At 64.2% G+C, this 16,935-nt stretch carries 16 protein-coding genes; 8 read left to right on the plus strand and 8 right to left on the minus strand.

Features of this window, described 5'->3' with window-relative positions:
- Positions 1-48 precede the first annotated feature (48 nt).
- Positions 49-2,016, minus strand: a complete 1,968-nt coding sequence (locus O7A70_RS14865; protein ID WP_337141024.1) for a hypothetical protein — start codon at positions 2,014-2,016, stop codon at positions 49-51.
- Positions 2,017-2,505: 489 nt separating this feature from the next.
- On the opposite strand from O7A70_RS14865, the gene dnaK reads away from it, so the two are divergent.
- From dnaK to O7A70_RS14895, 6 genes are all read left to right on the plus strand, one after another.
- Positions 2,506-4,422, plus strand: coding sequence for a molecular chaperone DnaK (gene dnaK / locus O7A70_RS14870; RefSeq protein WP_140506953.1), 1,917 nt, complete (start codon positions 2,506-2,508; stop codon positions 4,420-4,422).
- A gap of 221 nt (positions 4,423-4,643) precedes the next feature.
- Positions 4,644-5,771, plus strand: a complete 1,128-nt coding sequence (gene dnaJ / locus O7A70_RS14875) for a molecular chaperone DnaJ (RefSeq protein ID WP_140715790.1) — start codon at positions 4,644-4,646, stop codon at positions 5,769-5,771.
- A gap of 105 nt (positions 5,772-5,876) precedes the next feature.
- On the plus strand, positions 5,877-6,485 hold the full coding sequence (gene pmtA, locus O7A70_RS14880; RefSeq protein WP_027142509.1) for a phospholipid N-methyltransferase PmtA: 609 nt from the start codon (positions 5,877-5,879) through the stop codon (positions 6,483-6,485).
- Positions 6,486-7,168: 683 nt separating this feature from the next.
- The gene (locus tag O7A70_RS14885) at positions 7,169-7,765 is read left to right on the plus strand and encodes an NADPH-dependent FMN reductase (protein WP_337141025.1); all 597 of its coding nucleotides are present in this window, start codon (positions 7,169-7,171) and stop codon (positions 7,763-7,765) included.
- 11 nt (positions 7,766-7,776) lie between these two features.
- Entirely contained in the window at positions 7,777-8,490 is a 714-nt protein-coding gene (pyrF, locus tag O7A70_RS14890; protein ID WP_337141252.1) for an orotidine-5'-phosphate decarboxylase, read from the plus strand.
- Positions 8,491-8,508: 18 nt separating this feature from the next.
- Positions 8,509-8,796, plus strand: coding sequence for a DUF1330 domain-containing protein (locus tag O7A70_RS14895; RefSeq protein WP_337141026.1), 288 nt, complete (start codon positions 8,509-8,511; stop codon positions 8,794-8,796).
- Here O7A70_RS14895 and O7A70_RS14900 read toward each other — a convergent pair.
- From O7A70_RS14900 to O7A70_RS14930, 7 genes are all read right to left on the minus strand, one after another.
- Positions 8,793-9,851: a D-alanine:D-lactate ligase-like protein gene (locus tag O7A70_RS14900; protein ID WP_337141027.1), complete on the minus strand. Its 1,059-nt coding sequence runs from the start codon at positions 9,849-9,851 to the stop codon at positions 8,793-8,795. The two genes, O7A70_RS14895 and O7A70_RS14900, sit on opposite strands and share 4 nt — an antisense overlap.
- A gap of 136 nt (positions 9,852-9,987) precedes the next feature.
- On the minus strand, positions 9,988-10,863 hold the full coding sequence (locus O7A70_RS14905) for an SMP-30/gluconolactonase/LRE family protein (protein ID WP_337141028.1): 876 nt from the start codon (positions 10,861-10,863) through the stop codon (positions 9,988-9,990).
- On the minus strand, positions 10,863-11,501 hold the full coding sequence (locus O7A70_RS14910) for a 2-dehydro-3-deoxy-6-phosphogalactonate aldolase (protein WP_337141029.1): 639 nt from the start codon (positions 11,499-11,501) through the stop codon (positions 10,863-10,865). Before O7A70_RS14910 ends, O7A70_RS14905 begins: the two co-directional genes overlap by 1 nt.
- Entirely contained in the window at positions 11,498-12,451 is a 954-nt protein-coding gene (locus O7A70_RS14915) for a 2-dehydro-3-deoxygalactonokinase (RefSeq protein ID WP_337141030.1), read from the minus strand. The genes O7A70_RS14910 and O7A70_RS14915 overlap by 4 nt, the downstream gene beginning before the upstream one ends.
- Entirely contained in the window at positions 12,448-13,215 is a 768-nt protein-coding gene (locus O7A70_RS14920) for an SDR family NAD(P)-dependent oxidoreductase (RefSeq protein WP_337141031.1), read from the minus strand. Before O7A70_RS14920 ends, O7A70_RS14915 begins: the two co-directional genes overlap by 4 nt.
- A 166-nt stretch (positions 13,216-13,381) precedes the next feature.
- Positions 13,382-14,731, minus strand: coding sequence for a putative bifunctional diguanylate cyclase/phosphodiesterase (locus tag O7A70_RS14925; RefSeq protein WP_337141032.1), 1,350 nt, complete (start codon positions 14,729-14,731; stop codon positions 13,382-13,384).
- A gap of 119 nt (positions 14,732-14,850) precedes the next feature.
- A complete protein-coding gene (locus O7A70_RS14930; RefSeq protein ID WP_337141033.1) occupies positions 14,851-15,735 on the minus strand; it encodes a LysR family transcriptional regulator in 885 nt (294 codons plus the stop codon).
- A 118-nt stretch (positions 15,736-15,853) separates the two neighbouring features.
- Between O7A70_RS14930 and O7A70_RS14935 the strand changes: the two genes are divergently transcribed.
- Entirely contained in the window at positions 15,854-16,579 is a 726-nt protein-coding gene (locus O7A70_RS14935) for an SDR family oxidoreductase (RefSeq protein ID WP_337141034.1), read from the plus strand.
- Between the two features lie 35 nt (positions 16,580-16,614).
- Positions 16,615-16,932: an Atu4866 domain-containing protein gene (locus O7A70_RS14940; protein ID WP_337141254.1), complete on the plus strand. Its 318-nt coding sequence runs from the start codon at positions 16,615-16,617 to the stop codon at positions 16,930-16,932.
- Positions 16,933-16,935: the final 3 nt, after the last annotated feature.

The following is a 16,935-nucleotide window of genomic DNA, read 5'->3' on the forward strand; positions in this document are numbered from 1 at the left end:
GTTTGGGTCGCGAGCGGGGATGGGGCAAGACTGTTCATCTTCGCCTCCTCAACGTTCGCAGCTGACGGCTGGGGTCCGGAGCGGCAAGGTCATCTTGCAGCAAGGGTAGTAGCCACCCTTGTCCTTGTCGGACTTCCTGTAGAAGCAAAGTCCAACATCCACTCTGTCGCCCGGATAGTGGCCGGTGATGTCGATCGTGTACGGCTTGCCCGGCGCATGCGACATGGGTGAGGTCACCCCCACGCCTGGCGTCCTGGACTGGGCCTTGATCGAATCGCCGCCGAAGCCGGCATGGTCATGGAGATAGAGATCGGCCTCGAGGCCATGCGGCGTGCAGAAATACTGCACGTCTTCGACATCGAGACACGGAGGCAGATTGCCGGGCGGTGGGAAGTCCGGCGGGTAGAAGGGGGGCTCATAGCCGCCCGGTATTTCCTCATAATAGCCGGCACGGCCCTCGCAAGGGTGCCAGACGGCGACGTCGCCGACATGGCCTTCCACTTCAGGATCCTCGAAATAGCCGTCGAAATCGACGAACCAGGAGCCGAAGGGCGGCACGTTGGCCGGTTTGACGAGGTCCTTGGGCGTGATCTGCACGCCATGGACGGCAAGCGGCCCGCCGGCAGCGAGCTTTTCGGCGAGCTCGGGGTTGTCGCGCAATTTGTCGCCGGTGTTGACCAAGGTCTGGGTGCAGACCGAGGTGTCGAGATTGCCATCGGCGTCGTAGCCGTATTGCAGGTCGAGGCCGCCGGCCGACTGCCTGTTGCCTTGCGGGAAGCCGACCGCATATTCCTGCGGCGCTTCCACCCAGATCGATTCGGTCGAGGGCTCGTCGGGGTTTTCCCTGAAGTAGCGGACGACCTCGCCCTTGCCGGAATCGGCCAAGCGGCTGTAGTCGTAGCGGTTTTCGGTCGGGCCGCGTTGCGCAAGGTACATGAAGCCGCTGTTGTCGAAGGCGATGTCGGTGACGGCGTAGTCCTTGTCGGCCTTGACCGTCAGTTCCCAACGCGGATCGCCGGCGAAGGTGCCGTCGCGGGCAATGCCCACCGACCAGATTTCGGACTTTTCGCCGACCGAATAGTAGAGCCGGCCGCCATGATAGGAGACGGCCCAGACGCGGCGCTCGTCCTGGGTGTAGCCCCAGGTCTCGGTGTCTTCGGTGTCGAAGGCGGCGCCCTGTATGTCCATCACCGCGCCATCGTCGGCGACGGGAGCCAGCCCATGCGCCGGTCGCCCTGCGACGCCATGGTCGAAGGTGTCGATCGGTCCGCCGTCGGCGTCGATGCGATGGATCAGGCCGGTGTCGAGGTCGGAGGCGAAGAACTGGCGGTGGACGGGATCGAAGGTGAGGTTGCCGATGCCGGGACCGCTGTTGGTTTCGATGTCGGCGAATTTGGCGACCTGGCCGGTGATGCCGTCGATCTTCCAGATGGTGCCCGGTCCGCCGCCGTTTTCTGTGCCGAACTGGCCCTCCATGAAAGTGGCGCCCGCCGCGCCGCGGCGCTGCCGCTCCGGCCTGCCGTCCTTGTCGGCGTCCGGGGTGACGATCTCGACGCCATGCAGCGAGGTGGCGGCGGCATAGAGGTTGGGAATGCCCGATGGCACACCGCCGCGCACGCCGTCATCATAGGCGAGGCCGAATACCTCGCCGATCTGGCCTGATGTCACCTCGAAAGGCGGCGGCGTGAAGACGAGCTGGCCGGAGGCCGGGCCGCCCAGGTGCGAAACGTCGAACACGCGCAAGCTGGCGCGCGAAGTGTCGATGAAGGTCTCGTCGACCGGATCGACGCCGGGCGGCAAGCCCTCGTCGAAATTGGGGATGACGGTGCCGGGAAAGCCGGTGACCGCCATCGAGCCGGGATAAATGATCTGGGTTTCCTGCGCCTGGGCGCCGCCTCCAAGCCACAGGCTGGCGGCAAGCGCCAGGGCCAGCAAGCCGCTGCCTGCATGCGCGGCTCGTCGCAAACCGCCGGCAAAATGGAGAGAAGACACAAACGTGCCGTGGACGCGAGACATGAAGCTACCCCCGTTAGCCACGGGAGAAACGCCCGGCATCGCCGCGCAAATCAGGGCAAGGCGCGGTGGTCCGGCACGTTCTTCCCTGATCGAATTGTCTGCTTTCCTCACAGTCACGATACGCCTGCTCCTGCGCAGGGTCAACGGAATCAGCGGAAAGCCCAGCGCATCGACCCCGTCCCGAAGGCGGTGGTCGCGCCGAGCTCCTGTTGGTCCCGGAGACCATGGAGTCTCTGGGTTGCTGGTCATGGGGGCTTCCTTTCCGGGGCCGCACCATGCGGCACCTGGACATCAGTCGCGGGCGGAGGTGGAAAGGTTCATGGAAGCCTTGCGCAGAATGCTTGCGCGCGATGCCGCCTGTTCTTATATACGCGCCAAGCCGTGCGGCGCCGGAGAACCGGTGGCCGGACGGGATTTCTTGTGAACAGGGGCTTTCGTCGGAACGCCTTACCGGGTCCTGAGAGCCTGCTTAGCGGAGAGACTAGAAAAATGGCAAAAGTAATCGGTATCGATCTCGGCACCACCAACTCCTGTATCGCCATCATGGATGGCAAGGAGCCGAAGGTGATCGAGAATGCGGAAGGCGCGCGCACGACGCCTTCCATCGTGGCCATCTCGGGCGACGGCGAACGTCTCGTCGGCCAGCCGGCCAAGCGCCAGGCGGTCACCAATCCTGAAAACACCATCTTCGCGGTCAAGCGCCTGATCGGCCGCCGCTATGACGATCCGGTGACGGAGAAGGACAAGAAGCTCGTCCCCTACAAGATCGTCAAGGGCGACAATGGCGATGCCTGGGTCGAGGCCGGCGGCAAGAAGCAGTCGCCCTCGCAGATCTCGGCCATGATCCTGCAGAAGATGAAGGAAACGGCGGAGGCCTATCTCGGCGAGAAGGTCGAGAAGGCGGTCATCACCGTTCCGGCCTATTTCAACGACGCCCAGCGCCAGGCGACCAAGGACGCCGGCAAGATCGCCGGCCTCGAAGTGCTGCGCATCATCAACGAGCCGACCGCGGCAGCGCTTGCCTATGGCCTCGACAAGAAGGAAGGCAAGACCATTGCCGTCTATGACCTTGGCGGCGGCACGTTCGACATTTCGGTGCTCGAGATCGGCGACGGCGTGTTCGAGGTGAAGTCGACCAATGGCGACACCTTCCTCGGCGGCGAGGATTTCGACATGCGCCTGGTCGAGTATCTGGCGGCCGAGTTCAAGAAGGAACAGGGCATAGACCTGAAGAACGACAAGCTCGCCCTGCAGCGCCTCAAGGAGGCGGCCGAGAAGGCCAAGATCGAGCTGTCGTCGACGACGCAGACCGAAATCAACCTGCCCTTCATCACCGCCGACGCGACCGGACCGAAGCACCTGACGCTGAAGCTGACGCGCGCCAAGTTCGAAAGCCTGGTCGAGGATCTCGTCCAGCGCACCATCGAGCCGTGCAAGGCGGCGCTCAAGGATGCCGGCCTGAAGGCCGCTGAGATCGACGAAGTGGTCCTGGTCGGCGGCATGACCCGCATGCCCAAGATCCAGGAGATCGTGAAGCAGTTCTTCGGCAAGGAGCCGCACAAGGGCGTCAACCCGGATGAGGTCGTCGCACTCGGCGCCGCCATCCAGGCCGGCGTGCTGCAGGGCGACGTCAAGGACGTGCTGCTGCTCGACGTGACGCCGCTGTCGCTCGGTATCGAGACGCTGGGCGGCGTGTTCACCCGGCTGATCGAACGCAACACGACGATCCCGACCAAGAAGAGCCAGGTGTTCTCGACGGCCGAGGATTCGCAGTCGGCCGTGACCATCCGCGTCTTCCAGGGTGAGCGTGAAATGGCCGCCGACAACAAGGCGCTCGGCCAGTTCGACCTGGTCGGCATCCCGCCGGCGCCGCGCGGCGTGCCGCAGATCGAAGTCACGTTCGACATCGACGCCAACGGCATCGTCAACGTCTCGGCCAAGGACAAGGGCACCGGCAAGGAGCACCAGATCCGTATCCAAGCGTCGGGTGGTCTTTCGGACGCCGACATCGAGAAGATGGTCAAGGATGCCGAGGCCAATGCCGACACCGACAAGAAGCGTCGCGCCGTGGTCGAGGCCCGCAACCAGGCCGAAGCCCTGGTGCATTCGTCGGAGAAGTCGCTGAAGGAATATGGCGACAAGGTCTCCGAGGCCGAGCGCACCGCTATATCCGATGCGATCGCGGCGCTGAAGACCGCTGCCGAGGGCGACGATCCGGCCGACATCGAGGCCAAGAGCCAGGTGCTTGCCGAAGCCTCCATGAAGCTTGGCCAGGCCATGTACGAGGCCTCGCAGAAGGAAGCGGCGGAAGCCGATGCCAAGGCGGATGCCGCCAAGGACTCCGATGTGGTCGACGCCGATTTCGAGGAAATCGACGAGGACGACGACAAGAAGAAGTCGGCCTGAACGGTCTGACGGCAAGATAATGCGAAAAGCCCGGCGCAAGGCCGGGCTTTTTTGCAACCCTCGCTGAAAAAAATGCGAGCGCTGCCGAAAAAATCACCGAAAACCACGGACAAGTTCGCGCCGGCCCTAGCATACGGGCAGCACCGCTCCTAAATCGAACAACGTGCCGGCAAACGACGCACACCATGCATCAAGACGTTGATCCGGAACTGCGGGAAAAAATGAAAGCTGATTTCTACGAAACGCTGGGCGTGCAAAAGGGCGCCGACGACAAGGAGCTCAAGAGCGCTTTTCGCAAGCTCGCCATGCAGTTCCATCCCGACCGCAACCCCGGCGATCATTCCTGCGAGCACAAGTTCAAGGAAATCAATGAAGCCTACGAGACGCTGAAGGACCCGCAGAAGCGCGCGGCCTATGACCGTTTCGGCCACGCCGCCTTCGAGCAGGGCGGCATGAATGGCGCGCAGGGCTTTGGTGCGGGCGGCTTTGCCGATATCTTCGAGGATATTTTCGGCGACATGATGGGCGGCCGCCAGCGCCGCTCTTCCGGCGGCCGCGAGCGCGGCGCCGACCTGCGCTACAACATGGAAATCTCGCTGGAGGAAGCCTTCGCGGGCAAGACCGCGCAAATCCGCGTGCCAGCTTCGATATCCTGCACGGAATGCTCGGGCAGCGGCGCGAAGCCCGGCACCCAGCCGGTCACCTGCTCGATGTGCAACGGCCACGGCAAGGTGCGCGCCACGCAGGGCTTTTTCTCGATCGAGCGGACCTGCCCGCAATGCCAGGGGCGCGGCCAGACGATCAAGGATCCGTGCCCGAAATGCGCCGGCCAAGGCCGCGTCACCGAGGAACGCTCGCTGTCGGTCAACATCCCGGCCGGCATCGAGGACGGCACCCGCATCCGCCTTGCCAATGAGGGCGAGGCCGGGCTGCGCGGCGGGCCGTCGGGCGACCTCTATATCTTCCTGGCCGTCAAGCCACACGAATTCTTCCAGCGCGACGGCGCCGATCTCTATTGCAAGGTGCCGATCTCGATGACGACGGCAGCCCTTGGCGGCTCGTTCGAGGTGACGACGCTCGACGGTACCCAGACCAAGGTGAAGGTGACCGAAGGTACGCAGAACGGACGCCAGTTCCGCCTCAAGGGCAAGGGCATGCCGGTGTTGCGCCAACCCAATGTCGGCGACCTCTACATCCAGACCGCGGTCGAGACGCCGCAGAACCTGTCGCGCCGCCAGCGCGAATTGCTGGAGGAGTTCGAACAACTCTCCTCGCAGGACAATTCGCCCCAATCGAGCGGCTTTTTCGCCCGCATGAAGGACTTTTTCGAATCTTTCGGCGAGCGTTGAGACGCGACCAAAGCTATCTTATCCACGACACAGGCAGGGCAGCGCCTTGCCTTGCGTCACCCAGGTGTTAAGTAGCTTCCAAGGGGAGCGCTGAGGAGAGCTTGCATGGCACGTGGTCACGGACTGCGGAAGGCGTTTGCCGAGAAGTTCGACGACGAACTCAAATTCTTCAAGGGCTGGATCGACAAGCCGAAGACGGTCGGCTCCATCGTTCCGACCAGTTCGATCACCGCACGCAAGATGGCTTCGATCGTCAACCCGAAGTCCGGACTGCCGGTGCTCGAGGTCGGTCCCGGTACCGGGGTCATCACCCGCGCCATCCTCGCCCAGGGCGTGCGGCCTGAAAACCTCTACGCGGTCGAATATTCCACCGATTTCGTGCGCCACCTGCGCCAGCTCTATCCCGGCGTCAACGTCATCGAGGGCGATGCCTTCAACCTCAACGCCACGCTTGGCGAGAGAAGCGGGATGATCTTCGATAGCGTCGTTTCCGGCGTGCCGCTGCTCAACTTCCCGGTCGCCCAGCGCATCGCCTATATCGAAAGCCTGCTCGACCGCATCCCGGCCGGACGGCCGATCGTGCAGCTGACCTATGGTCCGATGTCGCCGATCCCGGCCGGCCGCGGCGACTACACGGTCAAGCATTTCGACTTCATCTTCCGCAACATCCCGCCGACGCAGCTGTGGATCTACAGGCGCGGCAGCGGCGATTGACGCGGATTCTCGCCCAGTATCCCGCCTGCTTCGCCGGGAAAACGAATTGGTGATTTATCGCCGTTCGATATCATTTGATATTTAATTGCAGGTATAGAGAAACTGCTGATCGGTATAGCGGGGCTCCGGATGCATAAGGAGCTACCCTTGCGCCTCGTATATTCCCTATTGTTGTTTTTTTCTGTATTTCTGGCAACGGCGCCATTGGCCGCCGAGCCCATCTCGCTTCGAGGACAGTGGCGACAAGTCGCCTCGAATGCCGGGGCTTGTGACAGTTGTCGTGTATCGATTGAGCAGCACGGTAATGCGCTTTTGGTGACAGCGAATAACGGATGGACGGCAACAGTTGTTCCAGACCAGGCTGGCGGTCGATTCGCGAGGGGAGAAGGGCGATGGGGTTCTGACTCTGGTGGTTCCTATAAAGGACAGCCTTTTCAGATTCTTGTTGCCTCGAAAGATGGCGGACGGATGTGGATGGCCATGTCCGTGAGATCGGCAAAAGGTAGGCAAGCAGTCATCCAAGCGGTCTTTGAACTAGAGTACCCCGCCGATACTGAACTTTGAAATCGCCGCGCCTCCGACGTCCATGATGCGCCTCCGTGTCTAGCGGCAACAATATGAGCTTGGCTATTTGATTCAGTCCGTGCATCGCCTATAGCTGCCGCGACAGCATGGGAGACTCGATGCCGATCATCCCGAAAATCCTCGTCTTCGCCGGCTCGGTGCGCAGCGGCGCCTATAGCGGCAGGACCGCCGACGTGGCGCAGAAGGAACTTGCGGTGCAAGGCGCCGAGGTGACCCGCATTTCGCTCGCCGATTATCCCTTGCCGATCCTCGACGAGGACCTGGAAAAGGAAAATGGCATCCCTGAAAACGCCCAGAAGCTGGCGCGATTGATCGCCGTCCATGATGGGCTGCTGATCGCGACGCCTGAATATAACGGCTCCATCCCGCCGTTGCTCAAGAACACGATCGACTGGGTGAGCCGGGTGCGACGGGATGGCGGCCAGACGGTCAGGCCGCTTGCCGGCAAGGTCGCCGGCCTCTGCTCGTCCTCCAAAGGCCATTTTGCCGGCATCCGCTGCATCAATCATCTGCGCGCCGTGCTGGTGCGTTGCCGGATGGAGGTGGTGACGCCGGAATGCTCGGTGCCGGAGGGTGGCGACGCCTTCGATGGGGACGGCCATTTCCGTGACGAAAGACTGCACAAATCGATGGAGCACCTATGCCGCACGCTGATCGAAACCTCACGCATGCTGTCGACCAGGGTCGAGGCGTGACTGCCGCTACCATGCAGGCTCACCCCATGCAGGCCAAATCCATGCAGGAAAGATTGATCGTCGGCCTCGACGTGCCGACCGTGACGGAGGCCGAGCAGGCGGTGCGCGAGCTCGACGGTGTCGTCTCCTTCTACAAGATTGGCTATCAGCTGGCCTTTGCCGGCGGGCTCGACTTCGCCAGGGAGCTGGCCAGCGGCGGAACGAAAATCTTCCTCGACATGAAGCTGCTCGACATCGACCACACGGTGGCCAAAGGCGTCGAGAACATCGTCAAGATGGGCATGACCATGCTGACCATACATGCTTATCCCAAGGCGATGCAGGCGGCGGTGGAGGCAGCGCGCGGCAGCGAGCTTTGCCTGCTTGCCGTCAGCGTCCTGACCTCGATGGATGAGCAGGACATGATCGATGCCGGTTATGAATATGACCCGCACACGCTGGTGCTGAGGCGCTCGGAACAGGCGCTGCATGCCGGCATGGGCGGCATCGTCTGCTCGGCCGCGGAGGCCGAAGCGGTGCGCCGCATCGTCGGCCCCGACATGGCGGTGGTGACACCCGGCATACGCCCCGTAGGCAGCGATCATGGCGACCAGAAGCGCGTGATGACACCTGCGCAAGCCATTCGCAGCGGCTCCAGCCACCTGGTCGTCGGGCGCCCGATCGTCGCTGCGGCGGACAGACGCGCGGCGGCTGAAGCCATCCTCGACGAAATGCGCTCGGCGTAAGGAATAGGGAGAAGAAGAATGCCCAAGGGATACTGGATCGCCCGCGTCGATGTGCGCGACGCGGAAGGCTACAAGGATTACGTCGCGGCGGCGAAGCCGGCTTTCGAGCGCTTCGGCGCGAAATTCCTGGCCCGTGGCGGCGAGCATGAGAAAGCCGAGGGCCCCGGCCGCGCGCGCAATGTGCTCATCGAGTTCGAATCGCTCGCCGCCGCGCATGACTGCTACCATTCGCCGGAATATCAACGCGCAGTGGCGATCCGCCAGAAGGTGGCCGACGGCGAGATCGTGCTGGTGGAAGGGGTCTAGCGAAAGAACCTGTTCGCCGCGGTTTCCGCCATCGCGTCGACGAGTTCCAGCCCCCATTGCTGGCGGCAATAAGCGCGGAAATCGAAGCACGGCAGGCCGGGGCAGACCTCGAACTCGATGAGATGAACCGTATCGTCGGCCTCGACGCGCAGGTCGACGGAAAACACGTCCCGCAGGCCGAGCCCGTCCATCAACCGTTTTGCAATCGCGCGGATTCCGGCATCGGCCACCGGCTGGCTGTCCGCGACCGGAGTGAGTTCGGGTTCGGCATAATGCCCGGCGGCCTTCGCGGCCTCGCCGGTGTCGCCATAAAGCGCCAGGCTGTCGGCCATGGTCTGGAAATCCGCGCCTGACTCGACAAAGGCGATGCCAAGCGCCTCGGCACCGGTTTGCGGCGTCAGCCCGAGGAAGCTGGCGCGCACATTGCGGCCCGCGACATAGGGCTGGACGACGACATCATCGCGATAGGCCGCGAAAACACGCCGGCTAAGCTCCAGCGCGTGACCGAGATCGGTTACGCGCGAATCCGGCCAGATACCGATCTTGGCGCCGAGCCTGTTGGGCTTGACGAACCAGCCGGCGGACGAGGCCGGCGGCTCGACCAGCCATTCGCCATTGCGCGCAAAACCCGCCGGCGGCACCGGCAGGCCGAGCGCGCCAAGCACGGCGCCGGAGCGGAACTTGTCCTGGCAGAGCGCGAACAGCGCATCGTCCGCTCCGATCGTCCTCATTCCGTTGAGCCGCGCCAGCGCGGGTGCGGCGCCGCCACGGAAATAGGCGATGCCGTCGGTCAGCGTCCAGACCAGCGTCGTGGAAGGATCGGCTTCGGGAAGCGCGCTCGCGGCATGGTCCAGTTCCACCGCCGCGAAGGCAATGCCACGCCTGCCACAGGCGGCGGCCAGCGCGTCGAATTCGGGGGCGAGGTCGGTCGATTGCGCCAGATAGGACGATATCTCGGCCGCGCGCTGCGGTGCGTGACCGTCGGCGGCCAGGCGGTCGAAGCAGGCCTTCTCCGGCTCGTGGACGAGGATCAGCTTTGGCTTGTGACTCGACATGAGACGAACATTCCCGGCGGTGCGATCACCCAGCATCGCACGGCCGACGCAAACGGCTTTCGCGAAACCGACTCAAGCCGGACGCCTGCGTGACAGCACCACGATAGATATGCGCGGAGCCAATCGCCCGGCCTGTTCAGGCGATCAGCACGCGTGGTTCGAAGCGGCCGTTGACCTTGATGTCGAGGACGAACGTCATGCCGGCCTGCGGGTCGAGCTGGCGCTGCTTGTCGTCCTTGCCCTTCCAGGCTGACGTCACCGCCAGCCGGTCGGCGTTCCTGCCGACAAAGGCCGGGCACGAGGGCTGCGTCACCGGCATCGCAACTTCGCGCAGCAATGTTCCGTCGGGCGAATAGGCCTTGACCGCCTTGCCGCTCCAGACGGCGTTCCACAGCACGCCGTCGCGGTCGACGACCGATCCGTCGACATAGCCCTTGGACGAGCGATGGTCGACGAACACTTTTGGTTCTCCAGAGGGCAGGCCGCTCGCGGGATCGCAGGCGACGCGCATCAGCAGGCCGGTCGAGGTGTCGGTGTAATAGGCGAGCGCGCCATCCCCGGAGAAACAAATCGAGTTCGACACGGTGATGCCGGAGAACAGCTTGCGCAGTTCACCCCTGAAGAACCAGTAGATCGCACCGGCGCCCTTTGCCTCGCTCTTGCCCATCGTCCCCATCCACAGGGCGCCGCAGGGATGGACACGGGAATCGTTGGACCGGGTAAGAGGGTTGTCCGCCTCGACAGGCGTATGCAGCGTCATCTGGCCGGTCGCGACGTCGCGGACGAAGAGGCCGGTCTCGGTGGCGATCAGCTGGCGCTTGTCATCGATTATGGCGATGGCGCTCGCCATCTGGCCAAGCTCGTGGATCTTCAGCGCACCACCGGCCACGGGCTTTTCCAGGAGCTGGCCGTTGACGATATCGAACCAGAACAGCGCGTCGGTGGCGGGATCGTAGCTTGGCCCTTCGCCGAGCTCGCAGACATGATCGGAAAAAACCGAAACCTCGTTCATCATGCGTCTCCGAATGCTACGTCCCAGGCAGCGACGGCGGCGTGAGCGCGCGCCGCCACGTCGTCGACGCTCATGCCTGGCTTGAACAGGCTGGAGCCAAGCCCGAAGACCGTCACACCAACCGCCTTGTAGCCGGCAAAGTCCTTGTCCGAAACGCCGCCGACCGCGCCGACCAGCGTCTGCGCCGGTAGCACGGCCCGGATCGCGGAAATGCCCGATGCGCCGAGCACGCTGGCGGGAAAGAATTTCAGCGCCGAGGCGCCGAGCCGGATCGCCTGGAACGCTTCCGTGGGGGTAAACACGCCGGGCATGGTGACCATGCCGTATGTCCTGGCGCGGCCCATCACCTCGGCATCGATGTTGGGGCTGACCAGCAATCGGCCGCCGGCCTGGTGAAGATTGTCGACGTCGGCGGCCGTAAGCACCGTGCCGGCGCCGACCAGGGCGGTTTTCGGCAGCACTTCGACAATCCTGGCGATCGACGAGAACGGCTCGGGCGAGTTCAGCGGCACCTCTATGGCCTCGATGCCGGCGTCGAACAGCGCCTGGCCCATGGCGATCGCCTCAGTGGGCTTGAGGCCGCGCAGGATAGCGACCAGGCCGCGCTTGAGTTTTGGAAAGGGTGCGGTCTGGCTCATATGGCGGCTCCACTTCTGGCAATCATGCCATTCTCCCGCGCGGCCTCGATCAGCCCGGCGCGTACTGCTTCGTCGGCGTCGACTGTCCGCACACCTAGCCCGGCAAGGCCGAGCGCAGTCTGGTAAAGTACCGCCAGCGCGCCCGAGGCAACCAGCACGACCGATGTCGCGCCGGCGCCATGACGGCGCCGGGCAGAGGCGATCTCGCCGCCGATCAGCAGGCCGGACAGGCAGGCGGCCGCATCATCGGCCTTGAGATCCTGGAGCAGGCCGGCAGCGCGGATGGCAAACAGCCGCGAGGTGACGTCACCACCCTCGCCCAGTGCTGTTTCGCACCAGCGGCGGAAGAACGGATTGTCCGGGGCAACCGGGCTGGGGTGTTCGCCCAGCGAATGGCGCAGGATCGAGTGCGCGGCAAGCACGGAAAACAGCTCGCCCGTCGGCCAGGTGCCGAAGCCGGCGACGGCGCCGTCCTCGACCTGCACCCATTTCGAATGGGTGCCGGGCATGCAGACCAGTTCGCGGCCCCTGGCCGGCAGGCCGGCGCCGGCAAGCTGCGTCTCCTCGCCGCGCATGACGTCGGGCGCGTCGGCCAGATGCTGGGCAAGGCCGGGAACGATGCGGATGTCGCGTTTCTGATCAGGCACCCGGGCGGCGCCGCCGAGAATGGCGCCGAGCGGCGACGGCACGCTGACATAGGGCGCCTCCAGCCAGCCCTGGCGGGAACCGGCCATGCCGCAGATGATGACGGGCAATGCCTCCGGCGCGCCCATCGCCGCCAGATGGCCCTCCAGGACGTTGGCGAAGCCCTTTTCGCGCGCGGTGATCAGGCCATCGTCGCCGCGACGCTCGGCAAGCACCTTGCCGCCGCCGTCGATCAGCCAGGCCCGAAGCCGGGTCGTGCCCCAATCGAGTGCGGCGACCGCCGGAACGTTGCTGGCTGGGCTCATAGGAAGCCTCCATCGACGATCAGCATTTGCGCGGTCAGCATGCGCGAGGCGTCCGAGGCCAGGAACAGCACCGTGCCGACCATGTCGTCCGGCCGCATGACGTCCCTGATGCATTGCTTGGCGACATGGGCGGCAAGCGCCTGTTCGGTCACCCAGCGCTCCTGCTGCCGCTCGGTGATCACCCAGCCGGGCGCGACGGCGTTGACGCGGATGCGGTCGGGACCAAGCTTGCCGGCCAACCCCTTGGTGAGGCCGAGTATGCCCGCCTTGGCGGCGGTATAGGCCGGCATGTCTGGATGGTTGATCAGGTAGGAGGTCGAGGTGAAATTGATGATCGAGCCGCCGCCGGCCCGCTTCATGCCTGGTGCCACGGCCTGCGCGGTGAAGAAATGCGGTCGCAGGTTGATGGCGAGGTTGTTGTCCCAGAACTCGACGGTAACGTCCTCGACGGCATGGCGTTCGTCCCAGGCGGCATTGTTGACCAGCACGGTGACGTCGCCATGCGCGTCGGCGGCCCTTGCCGCAGAGGCGCGCAGCGCCTCGACGTCGCGCAGATCGGTCTTGAGGTAGAGCGGTCGGTGGCCGAGCTCCTTCTCGATGCGGTCGGCGAGCGCGGTGCTCGGCGCGTCGGCGATATCGAGGAAGGCGACCTTGGCGCCCTGGCGCACGAACCCTTCGGTCAACGCCGCGCCGATGCCGGAGCCGCCGCCGGTGATCAGCACCGAAGCGCCTTCGAGGTCGGCAAAACGCGCCGATGGCATCATGAGTTTCGTCTCCCGGGTCAACCGGCGCGCATCCTAGCCAGACACGTCCGGCGGGCAAGGGCGAAAAGACGCTATTTCGGGCTTATGTCGGACAAAAAAGCCTGGCGATGGCGCGAGACCGGCCAGGCGGCATCGCCGCTTGGCCGGCAGCGCCGAATTTCGCCGCTCAGATCGCCTTGGCGCGCAAGGCGCCACGGAAGGAATCGCGGAGGTAGCCCAATGTAGCGTCGGCATCGGCCGGCTTGCCAAAGAGATAGCCCTGCCCGCCGGCGCAACCGAACTGGACCAGCCGGTCGGCCTGCGCTTCCTCTTCGATGCCTTCGGCGACCACGTCCATGCCGAGCCCTTCGCACATGGCGAGAATGGCCCGAATGATGTGTTCGGACGGCCGGTCGTCGAGAATGGAGGAGACGAAGGCGCGGTCGATCTTGAGCTTGTCGAAATGAAACTCGCGCAGGCGGCCGAGCGAGGACTGGCCGGTGCCGAAATCGTCGAGCGAGACACGGATGCCGACACGGCGCAGATCCTCGACGATCTGCGCGGCCGAGGCAGGGTCGTTCATCAGGCCGGTCTCGGTGATCTCGATTTCCAGCCGACGCGGATCGAAGCCGGTGCGGTCGAGGATCGCCAGTATGTGCAGGCCGGTGTTCTGGTCGACGAGCTGCGAGGGCGACAGGTTGAAGGACAGGAACAAGTCCTTCGGCCAGCTCCTGGCGGCTTCCGTCGCCTTGCGCAGCACCAGCTGCGACAGCGGGCCGATGATGCCGCGCTCCTCGGCGATCGGAATGAAGACGGTCGGCGGCACCGCGCCGAGGTCGCGGTCGGTCCAGCGCGCCAGCGTCTCGAAGCCGATGGTGCGGCGCGTGGTGAGGTCGACGATCGGCTGGAAATGCGGCTCCACCTCGCCGGCGGAGACGGCGCGGCGCAGCGCCTGCTCGATGCGGGTGACGCGCTTGGCGGCCTCTTCCATCTCGCGGGTGTAGACGACGACGCGGCCACGGCCGGAGCGCTTGGCATGGTAAAGAGCCGTTTCGGCCTTGTTGATGAGGATTTCGGTGGTCTCGTCGCCGGAATAGAACAGCGAGCAGCCGACCGAGGCGGAAAGCCTGGCGGTGCGTTCGCCGACATCATAGGGCGCCGACAGGATCTCGATCAGCATGCGGGATTTTTCCGCCGCCGCCTCTTCCGAGAATACCAGGGGATAGAGGAAGGCGAATTCGTCGGCGCCGATGCGGCAGACCGTCGAATGGCCGTCCATCGAGGCGCGCAGCCGCATGGCGACCTGGATCAGGATGTCGTCGCCGGCCTTGTGGCCGAACAGGTCGTTGATCGGCTTGAAGCCGTCGAGGTCGAGAATGCCGACGGTGAAGGGCGCGGGGTCCTCGGCACGGTCGCTGATCAGGCGATCGACCTTGTCGAAGAAGCGGCGATGATTGCCAAGCCCGGTCAACGGATCGGTGAACGCCAGATCCGTGCTTTCCCTGTTTGCCTGACCGGTGCCAAACACAGTTTGCATCGGTGTCCCTGCTCGTCCCTGCTTTTGTCGTCGGAATTTATTTCGAGACTGGCAGGAAACCCTTTAGGAAAAGTATCGCTTGAATCGATTTTTCGAGACTCGCGAACGATCCCATGACGCTATCTGAAGCGCTGCAGGTGATCGACAAGGGCGCGCAGCTTCGGCGCCAGGTTGCGACGACCCGGATAATAAAGATAGAAGCCGGCAAAGCGTGGGCAGTAGGTCTCCAGGATGGGCACCAGCTCGCCCCGGTCGAGCCAAGGGCGGAAGCTTTGTTCCATGCCGAAGGTGATGCCGGCGCCGGCGACAGCGAGCTTGATCATCAACGCCATGTCGTTTGTCGTAATCTCCGGGGCGACGGCGACGCTGAACTCCTTGCCATCGACCGCGAATTCCCACCGGTAGGGCGCAACCCCGGGAGCGGGACGCCAGCCAATGCAACGATGGGCCGCAAGCTCGCCCGGATGCGCAGGCTCTCCAAATCTATCGCGGTAGGCTGGTGCGCAGACAGCCAACTGCCGCTCCTCACCGGCAACGGGAACCGCGATCATGTCCTGCTCGATGACTTCGCCCAGTCTGACGCCGGCATCGTATCCCTGGGCAACGATATCGAATTCCTCATCCGTCACCGTGATGTCGATCTGAACCTCCGGATTGGCTTCGGCGAAGGCCGCCAGGAACGGCCCTGACAGGAAACCCTCGGCGATCGACGAAACGGCGAGCCGCAACTGCCCGCGCGGGCGCCCACGCAAGCTGCCGGTGGCCTCGACCGCGGCACGCATGTCCGCGATAGCGGGCGCAATTTCGGTGTGGAGCCGCTCCCCCGCCTCGGTGAGGCTGACGCTGCGCGTCGTGCGCCGCACAAGCGCTATGCCGATGGTCTCTTCCAGCCGCCTGATCGTCTGGCTGACGGCCGAGCGGGTGACGCCCAGCCGGTCGGCGGCGGCCCGAAAACTCCGCTCCTCAGCGACAAGCGCAAAAACGGAGAGCGCGTTGAAGTCCATTGGTTAGCGTGGCTTTCCATAGTGTCGAGAAATGGCTGTCTTAACACGACAATGGGGCATTTCTATCTTCCTGGCAACCGCCGCAACACTGCGGCCAATTCAGGAACAGGAGACAAGCATGCCCCTCGACAAGACCGTCCTCATTACCGGCGCATCCAGCGGAATCGGCGCGGGAATTGCCCGCGAACTCGGCGCCGCCGGGGCGAAAGTCATGCTTGGCGCGCGGCGCACCGACCGGCTGGAGGCGCTCGCCGAGGAGATCACCGCGCACGGTGGGGAGGCCAGGTTCCGCAGCCTCGATGTCACCAACCGTAACGATGTCGCTGCCTTTGCCGAGGCGGCGCGGCAAGCCTGGGGAGGCGTCGACGTGATCGTCAACAATGCCGGCGTGATGCCGCTTTCACTGATGGCCTCGCTCAAGGTCGACGAATGGGACCGCATGGTCGATGTCAACATCAAGGGTGTGCTCCATGGAATCGCTGCGGTGCTGCCGGAGATGACCGCTCGAGGCTCCGGCCACATCATCAACATCGCTTCGGTCGGCGCGCTCTCGGTATCGCCGACGGCAGCGGTCTATTGCGCGACCAAATACGCGGTGCGGGCGATTTCCGCTGGCCTCAGGCAGGAGAACGACGCCATTCGGGTGACCTGCATTCATCCGGGCGTGGTCGAGAGCGAACTGGCCCATTCCATCACCGATCCGGTGGCGGCCGAAGCCATGAAGACCTACCGGGCGATAGCCTTGCAGCCGGACGCGATCGGCCGCGCGGTGCGCTTCGCCATCGAGCAGCCGGACGATGTCGATGTCAACGAGATCGTCATTCGGCCGACAGCCACGAGGTAGCAGCCGTGACGCCGTTTTCCCTGCTTGCATCCCTCATGTTTCTCTTTGGTACGGCTCCCGTGCAGACAGGTCTCGCCCAGATGAACACCGACCAGAAAATCATAGCTCAACCAGCGCAAAGCCATCCCTATGCAGGCATGTGGGTGACAGCCGATGGCCATGTCCGTCACAAGCTGCTTCCAAATGGCCGCTACGACGAAGCGCGTGGGACCCGGGAAAGCGCGTATCGGGGGCGTTACGAAGTCCGGGGAAATCACATCGACTATTGGGACGATACCGGATTCACCGCCGATGGCACGTTCGTCAACCGCGTTCTGCATCACGGCGGCATGATCTTGTATCGGAAGGAGTAGCGG

Source organism: Mesorhizobium sp. Cs1299R1N1 (assembly GCF_037179655.1).
Classification (GTDB): Bacteria; Pseudomonadota; Alphaproteobacteria; order Rhizobiales; family Rhizobiaceae; genus Mesorhizobium; species Mesorhizobium salmacidum.